A 16,757-nucleotide genomic window follows, 5' to 3' on the forward strand; every position below is an offset into this window, starting at 1 on the left:
TTAATCCTTCAATCTTAAATACAGCGTCGCAAGTGGCGGTAGTGACAATGACAAGGAGTGAGGCTTGCCATTAAATGCACTTGCAGTTGTCTCTATTTCACCTAAATTTCCTACATTACTGCCGTTGTAAAACTCAGAATCACTATTGAGTATTTCTTGATATGAACCCGCTTTGTTTACACCGACAACGTAATTATGATGAACAATAGGAGTGAAATTACTGATAACAATAATTTCATTGCCTTGTGCATCTTTACGGCAAAAAGCAAAGACGGAATTGTCGTGATCATCAACGGTAAGCCATTCAAAGCCTTCGCGTTCAAAATCACACTCATAAAGCGGGGCATTGGCTTGATAGGAAAGATTTAAATCTCGTACAAAGTGTTGAACACCTTGGTGCGGGCTATTTGGCTCTTCAAGAAGATGCCAATCTAAACTACTGTCGTGGTTCCATTCACGCCACTGTGCAAACTCACATCCCATAAATAGTAATTTTTTGCCGGGATAAGCCCACATAAAGCCAAGATATGCCCGTAAATTGGCAAATTTTTGCCAATCATCACCCACCATACGACCTATTAACGAACCTTTACCATGCACAAATTCATCGTGAGAAAGAGGCAGAACAAAGTTTTCGTTATAGGCATAGAGCATGCCAAAGGTCATTTGATTGTGGTGGTATTTACGATAGATAGGATCACGTTGCATATAAGCTAAGGTGTCGTGCATCCAACCCATATTCCATTTGTAATTAAAACCTAAACCACCATCATCAGGCGGTAGGGTAACACCTGGAAAATCGGTTGATTCTTCTGCAATCGTGATAGTACCTGGGCAAGTTGTACCCAATAATTTGTTGGTATGGCGAATAAAATCAATGGCTTCTAAATTCTCACGCCCACCGTGTTTATTAGGTATCCATTCACCTTCTTTTCGGCTGTAATCACGATAAAGCATGGAAGCAACTGCATCGAAACGGAAACCATCAAGCGCAAAATGTTCATGCCAATACAATAAATTGCCTGAAAGGTAATTCAGTACTTCATTACGCCCATAGTTATAAATTAAGGTGTTCCAATCAGGATGGAAGCCTTCTCGCCTATCAGCATATTCATAGAGTGATGTACCGTCAAAATTACGTAAACCGTAGTCATCTTCAGGGAAATGTCCAGGAACCCAATCTAAAATAACGCTAATTTCAGCCTGATGAGCCGCTTCGATAAAATCACGAAAATCCATAGGTGAGCCAAAACGACGAGTTGGTGAATATAACCCTAAAGGTTGATATCCCCATGAACCATCAAAAGGGTGCTCATTAATAGGCAATAGTTCGATATGGGTAAAGCCCATTTCTTTAACGTAGGGAATTAACTGTTCGGCTAGTTCACGATAACTTAACCAACTTTGATCGTCGGTGTGTCGGCGCCATGAACCTAGATGAACTTCATAAATAGAGATAGGCGCATTACGTTGATTCGCTTGCTGACGCGACAATGGCATTGGCTTAACGGGAGGTAATGTATTGATGATTGATGCAGTTTCGGGGCGTATTTGCGTTTCAAAAGCATAAGGATCAGCTTTTAATCGACGTTCTCCATTGGCATCTAAAATAGCATATTTATAGCAATCACCAAGATGAGCTTGTGGAATAAAAAGCTCCCAAATTCCACTTTCACGACGTAATCGCATAGGAAAACGTCTTTCATCCCAAAATGAGAAATCGCCAACCACACTCACACTTTGTGCATTGGGTGCCCATACAGCAAAAGTAATACCATCAATATCACCTAATTTAGCAGGGTGAGCGCCTAAACATTGATAAGGGCGAGAATGATGACCTTGTGCTAAAAACCAAATATCCATTTCTTGTAGTAAAATACCGAACTGATAAGGATCATCAACAATCCCTTGTGCATTTTCCCAAGTAACATCTAAACAATAACTAAAACGACGTTTACGTCGGGGGATTGCACCACAGAAAAAACCACTAGGATGTTTGCGTTCTAATGTCGCGACTTTTCTGCCATTCTTTCTATCGATGACACTAACTGAAACAGCATCAGGTAAAAATGCACGAACTTCTAAACCAGCCGATGTTTCATGCATACCAAGAAGTGCAAAAGGGTCAGACTCATACCCATTAATTAGCTTTTCTATTGTTTTTTTTGTCACAGCTACAGACATCTTATCGTCCTTCGTTGCCAGCAAATAAATTAATAAATTTTATATATAAATATCAGCATAGAACGTTAATTTAAGTTAAACAATAAGTGTTTTTAACAGATTATTTAAAAACAAAATAATAATCATGGGTTAATATACTTAAAGTTTGCCTTTAATTAATTGAATACAAATATATTTGATGTGAGAAGTAGAGTAAGATCGCGAATTATAAATACAGCACAAATAGCGTTTTTACCTAATCTAAAAAAGAGGCTGATATTAAATATTTTTAATTAAATATTTAATATGGAGTTTTAAAAAGTATAAGTAATAAGAGTGAAATCGTCATTTTTATGAAAAAAAAACACTTATTTCATTAGCAGAATTAACTTTTCTGTTGTGTGAGCCATTGCTCAAAATCGAGGTGTGTTTTGGTTTTTTGTACACCTAATGGTGTTAATGCATAGTAATAAAGAGGGGCTATTTGAATGTTAGGAAATAAGATTTTTAAAGTTCCACGATTTATTTCATTCGATAAAATTGAGATTGGGCCAATACCTATTCCTAAACCTTCGATAATTGCTTGAAGAGAAATGTGAAAGTGATCAAAGCGATACTGATGCAAAAATGATCGCTGAGTATTAAATTGAGCTGCTATTAGCCATTGTTGCCAATGACCAGGACGAGTAAGTGTATCGATGACAGGGCAATTAAAAACATCTTCCACATTTGTGACGCTGTAACGTTTAAGGAGCTTTTCAGAGGCAACTAAACAATGTACATCCTTTAGAAAAACAAGAGATGAATACTCTTGTTGCTGAGGTTGCGGACGAATAATTAAATCATCATGGCTGATTAAGTGAAATCGCTCACTATTTGCTGATGCAATTTGAATGTTGGCATTAGGATATTGAAGATAAAAATCCTCCATTCTTGGAATAAGCCATTTTAAACATAATGTTGTAGGAACACTGATATTTAAAATGTCGTTTTTACCACCATTGCCATAACGAACACCAATGTCATTTAGCTTATCAAAAACATCACTTAATTCTTGTGCCAATGTTAATGCATAGGGAGTTGGTACACGACGTAAACCTTGTTTGTTAAATAACGTAACACCAAACCATTTTTCAACAACTTGAATATGTCTGCTAATCGCACCATGAGTTACACATAGTGTTTGTGCCGCTTCTGTATAACTTTGGCTATGACAAGCGACTAAGAAAGCACGCAATGAAGGTAATGGAGGAAGGTTTCTCATCATAATTTTCTCTATAGTTTACTTATCTCCAATAAGGCGGTCTTTCTGATTAAAACTCACAGTACAGTGATATTTTATCACAGGTAAAAATAAAGAAGGCAGGTATGATACAGCATCTTTAACTTATTGAACTTAAAGGATGATAATGAGTTTTATCGCGGTTATTCTATTAGCAGTGTTTTCTGGTGTTATCAGCGGAGTGGTTGGAACAGGTTCGTCTATTTTACTTATTCCTGCATTAACTTATGTATTTGGCGCTAAAGAGGCGGTGCCTATTATGGCTCTTGCCTCCGTAATGGGAAATTTATCTCGCATTTACTTATGGCGTCATAGTATCCGTTTTAAGCCACTTTTTTATTATTTATTACCTGGTATTCCCGCGGTTATTTTAGGTGCCAATACATTATGGGTTATGCCTGAAAAATGGCTCAATATCGGGATGGGGCTGTTCTTCATTCTGATGATCCCAATTATTCATTTATTACGCCAACATCAAATTAAAATGAAAACTTACCAAGTTATTATTGCTGGCGCGGTTATCGGCTATTTAACGGGAGTGGTGTTTTCTACTGGGCCATTAACTATTCCAATATTTTCTGCATATGGGTTAACACTAGGGCCATTACTAGCAACAGAAGCGGCCGCTTCGTTTATTATTTATCTCACCAAAGCCCTAACTTTTAGCCAACTTGGTGCAGTTAATAGTTTTATCCTAATTAGTGGAGTGTTAGTGGGTTGTGGCTTAACCATAGGAAATTTCCTTGGCAAAAAGCTGGTATTAAAACTGACACCTAAGCTATTCCAAGGGCTACTAGATGTCATGTTAATTTTTGCTGGTGGCTCACTGCTTTTTAATGGTTTTTTCTCTTAAATAACGAATGTAATTACTTATTTTCTTTATTGATCATAATAATCTGATAAATAAGGCGCTAATATTATCAGTGAGAGATCAGCGAGTGGCAACAATTCATCAACTGTAGCTCCTGATCTTGCTCTTAAAGAAATGGAATGCAATAACGCAATCACACCCAATGCAATGGTGTGAATATCAGTTCCTTCTTTTAGTTCACCGGCCTCTAACACTTCTTGCAAGGCATCTTCAACTTGCTGAGTTTGTGCATTAATAACCCGATTAAGCATATTTTTGATTGCAGGATCGGCAATTTCAGTTACTGCGGTTGAAAGTACCATACAACCAGTTAATCCATCATTATCTGTATAAAAATGGATGGCCGAATTCAGATAACGATTTATTCTTGCGGTAATTTTATCTTTCGGTGACTGTTTTTCTAATTCATGGCGATAACGCGTAGAAGCAATATGATTAAAGCGTTCAATGGCTTTTTCATACAATGCGGCTTTATTACCAAATGCAGCGTAAAGACTTGGTTTATTCATTTGAGTTTCAATGACCAAGTCATCCATCGATGTTGCAGTAAATCCTTTTCGCCAAAATAATGCCATTATTTTTTCAAGAGCAGTATCGCTATCATAACGACGAGGGCGACCTTTTTTTTGCATTTTATACCAGTTAGTAAGAAATTCATTTACTCAGTATAAAACAAATGTCATTATTTTACTAACCAGTACAAAATAGGAAAGTAAAATGAATCACAATGAAATGCTGTATGGAAAAAATATGCCCTCCATTATCAAACTTGTTGAAGACGGGCGTAAACAGCAATTAAAACCATTGAAAATAGGTATTTTTGTCTGTCCAGGCTTTATGCCTATGGATATTAATGGCGCTCAATCAGTCTTTACGATTGCAAGTGCTGAGATTTATTTGATCTGGAAAAAGAAGGAGTTAGTTGAAGGGTATATTGGCTGGCCAACAATGCCCACCATGACTTTTGATGAATGCCCAGAAGATCTTGATGTACTCGTCGTAGGAATGGTACCACCAGAAATTGTTGAAGATGAAGATACACTGGCATTTTTTGCTAATATGGGTAATAAAGCACGTTATGTTATTGGTACATGTTACGGCTCTTTAGTTTTAGGTGCAGCAGGATTATTAAAAGGTAAAAAAGCAACCAGTAATTCAAATGTCGTTCCGATGTTACCTGATATGGGGGCCATAGCAGTAGAGGGAAGTGATGTTGTTATTGATGGCAATATTTATACTTCAGGGCCAGCCACAGGTTCGTTTGATGCCTCATTATTAGTATTAGAACAATTACTCGGTACACCTTTTGCTCAATTGGTTGAACTCGCGATTGAATATGATCCTCGTCCTCCTTTTGGAACAGGTTCCCCCACACTTGCAGGATCTGAAATGACTGCTATTTCACAAAGTTTGACCGCTAATCTAAATGCTCAATTTCATCAAGCAGCACGTAATGGTCTTAAAAAATGCCGTTAATTTAGGTTAATCCACGCTAGAATGAGGTGATAAATATTGAAGTTTATCTAAACTGTTTTATTCAATTTCGGAGTATCACAATGACAGAATACGAAAAAATGGTATCAGGCCATCTTTATCATGCATGTAAAGATGATAGTTTAGAGCCACTTAGAGTAAAAGCTCGCGAAATTATTTATGATTTTAATGTAACGCGACCATCTGAAGTTGAAAAAAGAAAGGCATATTTAAAACAGCTTTTGGGTAAAACAGGCGATAGCTTTACTATTGAACCCCCGTTTCATTGTGATTATGGTGAATTGATTGAAATTGGAGAGAGATTTTATGCCAATTTCAATTTAACGATATTAGATTGTGCACCTGTAAAAATTGGAAACAATGTAATGTGTGCGCCTAATGTTAGTATTTTAACTGCAACTCATCCGATCGATCCTGAAATACGCAGCAGTGAGCTCGAATATGCATTACCCATTACCATTGGCAATTCTGTATGGTTAGGTGCAGGGTGCATTATTTTACCCGGTGTAACTATTGGTGATAATTGTGTTATTGGTGCGGGCAGTGTAGTAACAAAATCTATTCCAGCTAATTGTGTTGCTGTTGGCAATCCCTGTCGTGTAATAAGACAAATCAGTGATAAAGATAAAACAGATGCAGAAAGAAGGTTGAAACTTTAATTACTAAAAATCAAGGCTCAATAAGTCTATTGAGCCTTATGATAAGGTTACTCTTTAATAAAACTTAAATAGTTAAAGAGTGATTTAAAACCAAACTTACGATATAGCGCCAAACCATCTGCGGATGCATCTAAGAAACAACGTTCTACACCTTGCTCACGGCAAAACTCTAAAACATGTTTAATCAAATGAGTAGCATAGCCATTGCCTTGATAAGCAACATCTGTCCCAATATCATCAAAACGCGCTAATTTATCATGTAACGTCAGCGTTAATGACGATACGGGCTGACCTTCCACTAACAGAGCATAATGGAAAATAGCCGCACCATTATCTAATGCTTTTTGGTGATAACGAATATATTCATTAACAATCGTATCATCGCTATCATCTCCCACAGGGAACGCTGTTTTTAACGGATGCGCCCATTGTTCTAGGTTATGATTGGTGAGAATAATATCGCATGGATTATTTCGATAAGAAGGGTAAACCGCTTCTGACAATGTTAAATACATTGCTGTTGTCATACCGTCACCGGTATAGCCTGCATTTTTTATAATTTCTTCAAATTCAGGCAATAATGATTCAGGTAAAACCAGAATATGATCTTTTTTTTGCGATGAGAAAAGGGTACTGGCCTGCTGAAACGAACTTTCTGTTGCGCCTTGACGTAAATAAATAAAGTTAAAAATTGGCGCATCCATTGGTGTCATAAAGCAATGAGTATGATCACCAATACGAATATTATTTTCACAAATTTCTGACCAAAAGGCTTTTTCTACTATTTTAAATTCTTTATACAGTTGTGCATCCATAATGGTTCTCTAGCTAAATCGTGATAAGCGATAAGGAGTTAATAGAGGATTCGCTTTTTCGTAAATCAGTTCTTGTGCAACCAATTTACATAATAAAGGTGACAACGTCACGGCGGCGTGCATAGTAACAAGATATAGTCCCTGATAAGGAGATATTTCTCCAATAATTGGCATTTCATCTTTAGGCATGGGTCTTTCACCAACAGCAACCTGTTCAATCGTTAGTTTACCTGTTTGCGTAAAATTATCATAAAAAGTCGCTTGTGCATGGAATGCAATGTGCTCAGGGTGATGTTCATCACTATTATCAATGTAATCCTCAGCCGCAATAATCTCATTTTGAGCAAAGTGACGTAACTCCATTTCTGGTGTTGAGATAATGCAAGGTAAAAACGGCGTTTCAGCATCTGTTGTTAATTTGAGTAAAATACTGGGTGATGCATATAAAGGTAAATCAATACTTTTTTCAGACAATAACGCTAAAGCGCCCACTCCCGCGGTTAAAATAACATGATCAGCATGCATTTTAATATTTTCTGTTTCTACACCAATAATGCGATGATCTTCTTCTATCAAACGAATGACTTCAGTGTTAGCTCTGTATTTTACGCCCATTTCTTGGGCTTGCCGTAATAATATGTCAATAACATGAAAAGGGTTCACAGCACCTTCATCACTTGCAAAAGCCGCTAGCTCAGGGGCTTTGGATAAATTAGGTACTTTATGGATCAATTGTTCTTTATTTAATGCTTGGACATTAAAGCCAGCTTGGTGATGTGATTGAATAAATTGAGCAGTTTCTTTGTCAGAAGACATCCAACTTATTGCACCTGCCCAATCAATATTTAATTTTCCTTGAGTCTCTTTATCAAGTTCTCGCCAACAATGGATCGCTTCTGCTCGTAATTGTTGATAAGCATCTGGTCGTCCATAAGAGACATTTAGCCAAGCAAATGAAGCACTTGTTGCACCAGCTCCTGCATTGGTTTTATCTAATAAGATAATCTGCATGTTACTCATTTTCGCAAGATACCAAGCTTGCATTACACCAACTATACCAGCACCAACAATAATAATTTTCTTTTGTGTTTTTTGAGATAGCGATGAGGCGCTTATATCCATTTTATTCTCTTAACGGTAATAGGAAGTAAGGTAATTTTTATGCTAATTATAAAAAACAACACAGAATAATAGTTTTGAGAAAAATAATCTTATTTATCCTCTCACTTTTTGTGCTAATACATTCAATGATACATTTATAAAAATCATTATTTTTCATAAGGATATTGACTGTTATTGCTTTTATTTTGACAATATTGGGTAGATATAGATCACAAAGGGAATAAAAAACCATAACACAAAATAAACAATAGGATATTACTTCTTATATTTGTCCTGTTTGTAGTTTATAAGGCTATAATAATTTTTTATTTTGAAATTTATCACTGTTTAATTTTTAATTTCAGCATCATACTATAACGCACAGTCAAACTAGTTTTTTTGTCCAATATTAGCAAGTAAAAAAGACTTACAAACTGCTTTTTATTAACAAAAGCAGATTAATTAACTTATTTTTAGTTTATATAAAGATTATTGTTTTACAAAAAATTTATTGTGGATATGATAGCTCATATATTCAGCATGTTATTTTTTTAAAAAAGGCGTCGTATGTTAGAAAGTATCGGTATTTCAAATATTTGGACATACCTTTTAGGCGTTATTTTTATTACTTTAGTACCAGGTCCAAACTCGATTTTCGTCCTTACTTCCAGTGCGAAGCATGGCGTAAAAGGGGGGTATAAAGCCGCTCTTGGTGTTTTTACGGGTGATGCATTATTAATCTTTTTGGCATTTTTGGGGGTTGCTTCATTAGTCAAGACTTCACCCGTATTCTTTATTGTCATTAAATATGCTGGTGCTCTTTACTTAACCTATTTAGGGTTGAAAACATTATATGCAACGTTCCAAAAGAAAAAAGAGACCCCAGAGCAAGTATCTGAAGTAATAGTAAAAGCAAAAGATGGTCTTTATGTTAAGGCGTTATTTTTGAGTATGCTTAACCCAAAAATGATCATTTTTTATGTTTCTTTCTTCATTCAGTTTATCGATCCTAAATATGAAAATGCAGGTGTTCCATTCTTTGTATTAGGTGCGATTTTAGAAACATGCAGTATGCTTTATTTATCAGTTCTTATTTTTGGCGGTGTTGCTATTACCAATAAAGTAAAACATAACAAACGATTAGCATCATTATCAAATAGTTGTATAGGTGCGGTGTTCTTACTTTTTGGTGCCAAACTTGCTTTAACAGCATAAGAATATAGTTTTAGTTAAAAAGGTCACTATAAAGTGACCTTTTTTGATCTCTCTAATTTATTAGAGAAAAAATTTTATTATTTGATAACTACTTCTAATATTGAATTATATGTCTCTGTTTTGATAAATTTATTAATTTTCAAATCTGCTTTATCTAATAACTTAATAAATTCTTCTTCAGTGCGCTCTCCTGATTCAGGAAACGCACTAACACAAAGAAGATCCATGTATTTTGCAATATCAGGAATATTCTTCTTAAAAACGACAGGTTCAATAATAAGTATTTTTGAATCTTCTTTCATTGCCTCACGGAAATTTTTAAATATTTTAATGACACTTTCATCATCCCAATCATGAATAATATACTTAATTAAATAAATATCTGATTCAGGGTATTTACCAAATAAATCTCCAGGGACTAATTTCCAGCGGCTATCATCACCTAACTCTACTAATTTAGTGCGTTCTAATACATGTTGACGATCAAATAACTGACCTTTTAAAGTTGGATTATTTTTTAATACTTCTAATAATAATCCTCCTAAACCTCCTGCAATATCAGTAACAATTTTATTTTCAGGAAATTCATAATATTTAATAATGAAGTAATTTTCTATTTTTGAAAGTGAGCTCATGCCAGCCTGAAAATCATGATCTTCTCTTGTATTATCTTGCCAGTATTGATAAAAGGACATTCCATACAAGTTTTCAAAAGCCGGGTTACCTTGCACTGATTCAGTTATATCGCCGACAGGTCGCCATAATGTTTCATTCGTTAACATTAATATGGCATCACGTAAGCTATATTCGTGATCACTTAATAAAAATTGCCCGGCAGGAGCAAGAGAATAATTAAGATTTTCAGATTCATAAAGTATGTTCTCTGACGCTAGCATTCTTAATATTCTATTTAAAACTGAAGGAATAGAGTTTGTTTCTTCTGCAATCTCATTGATATTTTTAGGACCGTCTTTCAATAAATCAGCAATTTTTAATTTAGCAGCAACTCTTAACGCACCAGGTACGGTAAAACTCATTGATTTTTTCATTAAATCTAAAGCTGCTGATTTGTTTTTTAAATTCAAAGTACTATTTCTCATATTAAACCTTATAATTAGATGTAGTTAATAATTGATATAGAAAATCATTAAAGCAAATAAATTATAGATGATTATTTAATATTTTTTATTTTATATTTCGTTTTTAAACTTAATGGTTTTTAATTGTAATAATATTTATGTTCTATTATCATATAAAAAACAAGTTCCTCTCGTTAATGTAATAATATGAAAAGATATTAATTTAATTATTTAATATCTTTTTATTCTATTGATAGAACAGTAATGCCTACACTAGGAAATTGTTACTATCTTATTAGATCTACATAAAGGAAAAAGCAAAAAATGGAGTGCATAGTATCTCTACTTTCACGTTATACTAATTTTAATGTTTCCAGTTTATCTGAGTGAATTTATGTACTTCCAATATGGTGAAAAAGAGATAAAAACCTTAAAACAGCGTGATAAGCGTTTAGCTGCACTCATTGAAAGAATGGGGGATATTAAGCGTCCTATTACACCTGATTTATTTACAGCATTAGTTAAAAATATTATCGAGCAACAGATTTCTGTTTCTGCTGCCATAACGGTGCATCAAAGGCTATTGAATTTATGTGAAGGTGTCTATACACCAGAACGTATTAGTATATTAACTGAACAAGAAATTCAGCAATGTGGTATGACAATGCGCAAAGCAGGTTATATTATTGGCATTGCAAACTCAGTAATCTCTGGGGAATTAAAATTAAATAAAATTCCTGATATGACAGATAAAGAGGTTATTGATACTTTAATTCAATTAAAAGGTATTGGGGTTTGGACAGCAGAAATGCTATTAATTTCTTCACTTAATCGACCAGATATTTTGAGTTGGGGAGATTTAGCTATTCAACGTGGGATTATGCGTCTTTATCGTCATAAAACATTAGATAAAACACGTTTCGAACGCTACCGAAAACGCTATTCACCCTACGGTTCTACGGCATCACTTTATTTATGGGCATTATCTAAAGAGCCAGAGTAATTGAGCAATAAACGGAGTTCTTTATTCATTATGTCTGCCGATAATAGCCATAATTCCGCATTTAAAGGACTAGCATAATGGAAAGTAAACATAATCAACTTATTGAGCAAGCTTGCCGTTTTATTGAAAAAAACAACGGTGATGTTTCACTAGCTCGTATTGCTGAGCATGTTATGGCTAGTCCATATCATTTTCATCGTTTATTTAAATCAACGATGGGGATCACGCCAAAAGATTATGCTAATGCTTATCGCCAAAAATTAATAAAAAAAGCATTGGTTCAAGATGGCAGTATTACAGATGCGATTTATCAATCAGGCTTCAATGCTAATAGCCGTTTTTATGAAAATGCAGCAGCAATATTAGGAATGACGCCAACAAATTGGCGTACAGGCGGTAAGAATATTGCTATCTTTTTTGCAATTGCATTGTGCTCTTTAGGCAATATTCTTGTGGCTCAAAGCGAAAAGGGGATTTGCGCTATTATGCTAGGAGATGATGCAGAACAGTTATTAAAAGATTTACAAAAACAATTTCCTCTTGCTGAATTAATTGGTGCAAATAAAGAATTTGAACAAATAATAGCCCAAGTTATCGGTTTTATTGAATTACCCAAACAACCGCTATCTTTACCTCTTGATATTCAAGGTACTGTTTTTCAACAAAAAGTATGGCAGGCATTATTAGATATCCCTTTCGGCAGTACTATGACATATCAAGAAATTGCCAATAAAATAGGTTCCCCTAAAGCATATCGTGCGGTAGCAAATGCCTGTGCAGCTAATAAACTTGCTGTGGCGATACCTTGTCATCGTGTTATTCGTCAAAATGGTGATTTATCAGGTTATCGTTGGGGAATTGAGCGTAAAGCTAAGTTACTTCAGGTGGAGGCATTAAATAACTCGCCAATAGCCAAAAAAGAGTAAAGAGTAAAGAGTAGTTATTGCATGATAAGATAATTAGTAATTTATCAATAAGTATATGAGTTAATATTATGTCGGCAATACCAACAGAAATTACTTTTTTTGAACGTTTAATTCCTTCTATTCTTGAAGAAAAAAAAGTGATTACCATCCGAGATGAAAGCGAAAGTGATTACAAACCAGGAAGCATTGTTGAATTATTTGCTAACGAACATCGCACTTACTATGGAAAATTGAAAATCATAGCGGTATCGCCTTTATGCTATGATGATATCAATGAGTATCACGCACAACAGGAGGGTATGACACTTCCTGTGTTGAAAGCGCTTATCAAAGATATTTATCCGACAATTCAGTCTTTATATCTTATTGAATATGAATTAGTAAAATAAGAACAATAAAAAAGGATCACGATGTGATCCTTTTTGTTTAAATAAAATCCTATCTATCTTAAATCAATTTAAGTGCATGTTTTAGCTGGCTAATCTCTAATTTCCATTGAGCCTGCAAAGCCGGTTTTTGATGACTTGTTTTACGCGCTAAATCAGCCTCTAACTTATCCTCTAGCTCAATTAACTTAAAGAGTTTTTTATCATCATCATTATGTGAAACTAATGGCATTGATGAGATATTCTGCGAGTTATTGAGTTTATCCATTAGCAGAGTTTCTGGCATTTCTTCTTCTGAAATAAGCTGATAAATGACTTCAATATCATGATGTTCCGTTAAGACACCGTTGTGAATATACCAAAAACGATTACAGCTATTTTCAATCAATTCTCTATCATGGCTAACTAATAAAACACCACCAGGAAATTGACTGATCTGTTCAGCTAATGCTTTTTTACCTTCCATATCAATATGGTTAGTGGGCTCATCCAGCATAAGAAAAGAATACTTAGCTAAACTTAGTCCAACAAATAATAAGCGAGCGCGTTCACCACCACTTAATGTACTAATTTTTTGCCCATGTCTAGTATAAACAAAGCCTGCACTAATCAGTGCCATTTTACGTTGTTCATCTGTTAATGGAGCAAAAGGTTTTAATGCATCAGAAAGAGTATCATTATCAATTAATTGAGCAATTTTTTGATCGTAATAGCCCAGTTCAATACGAGGATGCAACCTTATTTCATTTTGTTCATTTGCTTTAACTGAACTAAGTGACCAGATCATCTTCAATAGTGATGATTTTCCGGTTCCATTAGCACCGATTATTGCAACCCGATCACCACTTTTGATACGCTGATTTTCGACAGTGTATAAAGTTGGAGTGTTTTCAGCAGGAGTAACAGCTAGCTGATTTAATTCACAGAGTCTATCAGCTCGTAACGTCGTTCCAGAAAATTGTAATATCCATTGATTTCCAGCCGTCACTTCAGTCTGTTCATCTTTTAAACGAACGATATGTTTTTCCATCTGTTTGGCTTTACGAGATAAATTTTCGTTATCATAAACGTGACCCCATATTGCGAGTTGTTTTGCACTTTGGGCTATTCTATCTATCTCTTTTTGTTGTGCATTATGGCGATGTTGTGCACTTATATCTTGCTCTTCTTGCGCCACTCTAGCTTGAGAGCAGGGTAAACGAAAAATAGATAGCGATTTATCACGAATGATCCATGTACAATTCGTTACGTTGTCTAATAACGTATTATCATGTGAAACCAAGATAAAACTACCACGCCACTGTTTTAAAAATGTTTCTAACCATAAAATAGTCGGCAAATCGAGATGATTACTCGGCTCATCAAGTAATAATAAATCAGGCTCAATAATTAACGCTCTCGCTAATAATAAACGAGTGTGTTGACCACCACTTAATTGTGAAACAAGTAGATCTTTCTCGTGAAGTTTAAATCCCATTTCACTTAGCAATAACTCAGCTCGCCAGCCTTCAGATAATCTGTATTCTTCAGGAAGTTTATGAAGTACAGCATCCATTAATGTCATTGGCTGTAGCTCTTGAGGAAGGTGCTGCTCTATATAGGCCATTACGGTTTGATTAGCAATGGAAATAACGCCTTCATTCGGTGTTAATTGATGTGATAAAAGTTTTAATAATGTACTTTTTCCACAGCCGTTATGGCCAATTAAACCAATTTTTTCGCCTTTAATTAGAGCTAAAGAAATATTATTTAATAACAAACCGTAGTTATTATGGAAAGACAGATTTTGTGTAGATAATAATGTGCTCATAGCTTACTCATTTTTTAGGCGTAACAACGCCTTGGGTAATATCTTGCGATAACCCTGTAAGCTGAGGAGAGGTAATAGTTAACGTCGCTCAGGCAGGTTAGCGCAGTAAAATACTGTGAGAGCCTGAGCTGTGGCGATTACCAAAGAAGTGTGAGTATTCAATAAGATCACACAAAAGCATAATTAGCCTCCTTCTCTAAGTTTAAAAGTTAATCGGTAATGTAATTCTATCAAGATAGATTTCTGATATGCAATCCTGTAAGAAAAACAAAAGGTGTCATTTTGTGTGAAAGCCCGCTATTTAAGCGGACTTAAGATAATGACGAACAAATAAAGAACAATCTCTATCTATTATCAGTATCCGTTGATTGGCGCTAAGTAGAGCTATTTCATCTAAAGAAAAATGAACTTGCTGTGCTAAAGAAATTAATGCCAAACAGCCCAGAACATCACGATGATATTCACGCTTAATTCTTTTACGTCCTATCAAGTTAATAAGTTCTTTTTCTCATAATAGCGGATTGCTAAAGAAACAATACCTGTTGTTTTTACAACCTCAGTAATATCCATTTCAATCGATTGTTTTATATCAGACATGGCATTTAACTTATGCGAATAGCTTTGTTGTTGTTATCGCTTTAAAGAGTGATGTTTTTACACTCTAAATCATAGAATTTCATCATTTTATCGTGATTTTTCGCAGATAAGAACTATCTACCTACATTGGGGGTTTTTATCATGATATATTGCTACCTATTCGCTATAGCTGTCCTATAAAAGGTTAGAAAATGAGTAAATTAAGAGTCGCTATTATTTTTGGTGGAAAATCCACAGAACATCAAGTTTCATTACAATCAGCAAAAAATATTATTAATGAATTAGATCGAACGAAATTCGACCTTTGCTTAATCGGTATTAATGAACAAGGCCAGTGGCATGAATATTCAGAAGCTGACTATCTACTCAATAGCGATAATCCTAAAACTATCTCATTAAGTAATCCGTTAAGAGCAGTTGCAATTATTCCAGGTAGTGAAAAAAATCAATTCATTTCTTTAGAAGACGGTCAAGCACTTCCTCAAATTGATGTTGTCTTTCCAATTGTCCATGGCGCTTATGGCGAAGATGGTACATTGCAAGGTTTATTACACATGATAGATATGCCGTATGTTGGCCCAAATATCATGAGTTCCGCTGCTTGTATGGATAAAGACATCACTAAACGCCTTCTTGATGGTGCGGGATTAGCGGTCGCACCGTTTATTACGATCATGGCACATCAAATTGATGATATTCCTTACAACGAAATGGTTCGTCAATTAGGACTTCCTTTATTTATTAAGCCTGCGAATCTAGGTTCTTCTGTAGGAATAAGCAAAGTTAATAATGAAGAAGAATTTAATGCAGCATTAGCAATGGCATTTGAGTATGATCTTAAAGTTATTGTTGAAAGTGCTATTGTGGGTCGTGAAATTGAGTGTGCCGTTTTAGGTAACGAAAATCCTGAAGTCAGCCCGTGTGGCGAGATCGTACTAAACGATGCTTTCTATGCCTATAACACAAAATACATTGATGACGATGGTGCAAAAGTCGTTGTTCCAGCAATAATGAACGAAGACACTAGTTTACATATTCGCCAAGTGGCATTAAAAGCATACCGTGTTCTTAATTGCTTAGGTATGGCTCGTGTTGATGTATTCTTAACTCAAGATAACCGAGTTGTGATTAATGAAATAAACACATTGCCAGGGTTTACAAATATCAGTATGTATCCAAAATTATGGCAAAGTGCTGGTTTAGGCTATCAGTCGTTAATTACTAAATTAATTGAGTTAGCACTGGATCACCATAAAAAAACGGCTGCTTTGAAAACGAAGTGTGAACTTTAATTAAAATGAAAACACGCTAAATAAAAATATTTAGCGTGTTTTTTAGCTTTAATTCATTGATATT

The 16,757-nt window shown here is 35.0% G+C and carries 16 protein-coding genes; 8 read left to right on the forward strand and 8 right to left on the reverse strand.

The annotated features are described in order from the left end of the window. Together glgB and DK866_RS06320 are read right to left on the reverse strand one after the other, a co-directional pair. On the reverse strand, positions 1 to 2,184 hold the full coding sequence (gene glgB, locus DK866_RS06315) for a 1,4-alpha-glucan branching protein GlgB (RefSeq protein WP_109408188.1): 2,184 nt from the start codon (positions 2,182 to 2,184) through the stop codon (positions 1 to 3). A 364-nt stretch (positions 2,185 to 2,548) separates the two neighbouring features. Continuing rightward, positions 2,549 to 3,430 carry a LysR substrate-binding domain-containing protein gene (locus DK866_RS06320; RefSeq protein WP_109408189.1) on the reverse strand — a complete coding sequence of 294 codons (882 nt, stop codon included), beginning with the start codon at positions 3,428 to 3,430 and terminating at the stop codon, positions 2,549 to 2,551. 142 nt (positions 3,431 to 3,572) lie between these two features. On the opposite strand from DK866_RS06320, the gene DK866_RS06325 reads away from it, so the two are divergent. Further along, positions 3,573 to 4,298 carry a sulfite exporter TauE/SafE family protein gene (locus tag DK866_RS06325; RefSeq protein ID WP_167395474.1) on the forward strand — a complete coding sequence of 242 codons (726 nt, stop codon included), beginning with the start codon at positions 3,573 to 3,575 and terminating at the stop codon, positions 4,296 to 4,298. A 26-nt stretch (positions 4,299 to 4,324) separates the two neighbouring features. Here DK866_RS06325 and DK866_RS06330 read toward each other — a convergent pair whose 3' ends face one another. After that, on the reverse strand, positions 4,325 to 4,948 hold the full coding sequence (locus DK866_RS06330; RefSeq protein WP_109408191.1) for a TetR/AcrR family transcriptional regulator: 624 nt from the start codon (positions 4,946 to 4,948) through the stop codon (positions 4,325 to 4,327). An 85-nt stretch (positions 4,949 to 5,033) separates the two neighbouring features. Here DK866_RS06330 and DK866_RS06335 point away from each other — a divergent pair, with 85 nt between their 5' ends. Next, positions 5,034 to 5,792 (forward strand): DJ-1/PfpI family protein, encoded by a 759-nt coding sequence (locus DK866_RS06335; protein WP_109408192.1) that lies wholly within the window; start codon positions 5,034 to 5,036, stop codon positions 5,790 to 5,792. Positions 5,793 to 5,872: 80 nt separating this feature from the next. After that, positions 5,873 to 6,469 carry a sugar O-acetyltransferase gene (locus tag DK866_RS06340; protein WP_109408193.1) on the forward strand — a complete coding sequence of 199 codons (597 nt, stop codon included), beginning with the start codon at positions 5,873 to 5,875 and terminating at the stop codon, positions 6,467 to 6,469. Between the two features lie 47 nt (positions 6,470 to 6,516). On the opposite strand, the gene DK866_RS06345 is transcribed toward DK866_RS06340, so the two are convergent. Continuing rightward, on the reverse strand, positions 6,517 to 7,284 hold the full coding sequence (locus DK866_RS06345; protein ID WP_109408194.1) for a GNAT family N-acetyltransferase: 768 nt from the start codon (positions 7,282 to 7,284) through the stop codon (positions 6,517 to 6,519). Between the two features lie 9 nt (positions 7,285 to 7,293). Then, complete coding sequence (locus tag DK866_RS06350; RefSeq protein WP_109408195.1) at positions 7,294 to 8,406, reverse strand: NAD(P)/FAD-dependent oxidoreductase; 1,113 nt, start codon at positions 8,404 to 8,406, stop codon at positions 7,294 to 7,296. 546 nt (positions 8,407 to 8,952) lie between these two features. Between DK866_RS06350 and leuE the strand changes: the two genes are divergently transcribed. Beyond that, positions 8,953 to 9,600, forward strand: a complete 648-nt coding sequence (gene leuE / locus DK866_RS06355; RefSeq protein ID WP_109408196.1) for a leucine efflux protein LeuE — start codon at positions 8,953 to 8,955, stop codon at positions 9,598 to 9,600. 77 nt (positions 9,601 to 9,677) lie between these two features. On the opposite strand, the gene DK866_RS06360 is transcribed toward leuE, so the two are convergent. Then, complete coding sequence (locus DK866_RS06360) at positions 9,678 to 10,700, reverse strand: methyltransferase (RefSeq protein ID WP_244179656.1); 1,023 nt, start codon at positions 10,698 to 10,700, stop codon at positions 9,678 to 9,680. Positions 10,701 to 11,073: 373 nt separating this feature from the next. On the opposite strand from DK866_RS06360, the gene DK866_RS06365 reads away from it, so the two are divergent. The 3 genes from DK866_RS06365 to yqfB all read left to right on the forward strand — a co-directional run bounded on the left by DK866_RS06365 (position 11,074) and on the right by yqfB (position 12,997). Next, entirely contained in the window at positions 11,074 to 11,682 is a 609-nt protein-coding gene (locus tag DK866_RS06365) for a DNA-3-methyladenine glycosylase family protein (RefSeq protein ID WP_109408197.1), read from the forward strand. Positions 11,683 to 11,759: 77 nt separating this feature from the next. After that, complete coding sequence (gene ada, locus DK866_RS06370) at positions 11,760 to 12,608, forward strand: bifunctional DNA-binding transcriptional regulator/O6-methylguanine-DNA methyltransferase Ada (protein ID WP_109408198.1); 849 nt, start codon at positions 11,760 to 11,762, stop codon at positions 12,606 to 12,608. Positions 12,609 to 12,676: 68 nt separating this feature from the next. Then, a complete protein-coding gene (yqfB, locus tag DK866_RS06375) occupies positions 12,677 to 12,997 on the forward strand; it encodes a N(4)-acetylcytidine aminohydrolase (RefSeq protein ID WP_109408199.1) in 321 nt (106 codons plus the stop codon). Between the two features lie 58 nt (positions 12,998 to 13,055). Here yqfB and DK866_RS06380 read toward each other — a convergent pair whose 3' ends face one another. Then, positions 13,056 to 14,804: an ABC-F family ATP-binding cassette domain-containing protein gene (locus DK866_RS06380; RefSeq protein ID WP_109408200.1), complete on the reverse strand. Its 1,749-nt coding sequence runs from the start codon at positions 14,802 to 14,804 to the stop codon at positions 13,056 to 13,058. A 301-nt stretch (positions 14,805 to 15,105) separates the two neighbouring features. Beyond that, positions 15,106 to 15,294 (reverse strand): hypothetical protein, encoded by a 189-nt coding sequence (locus tag DK866_RS19800; RefSeq protein ID WP_162556981.1) that lies wholly within the window; start codon positions 15,292 to 15,294, stop codon positions 15,106 to 15,108. A 298-nt stretch (positions 15,295 to 15,592) separates the two neighbouring features. On the opposite strand from DK866_RS19800, the gene ddlA reads away from it, so the two are divergent. After that, positions 15,593 to 16,693 carry a D-alanine--D-alanine ligase gene (ddlA, locus tag DK866_RS06385; RefSeq protein ID WP_109408201.1) on the forward strand — a complete coding sequence of 367 codons (1,101 nt, stop codon included), beginning with the start codon at positions 15,593 to 15,595 and terminating at the stop codon, positions 16,691 to 16,693. Positions 16,694 to 16,757: the final 64 nt, after the last annotated feature.

It is taken from the genome of Proteus genomosp. 4 str. ATCC 51469 (assembly GCF_003144375.1).
Lineage (GTDB): Bacteria > Pseudomonadota > Gammaproteobacteria > Enterobacterales > Enterobacteriaceae > Proteus.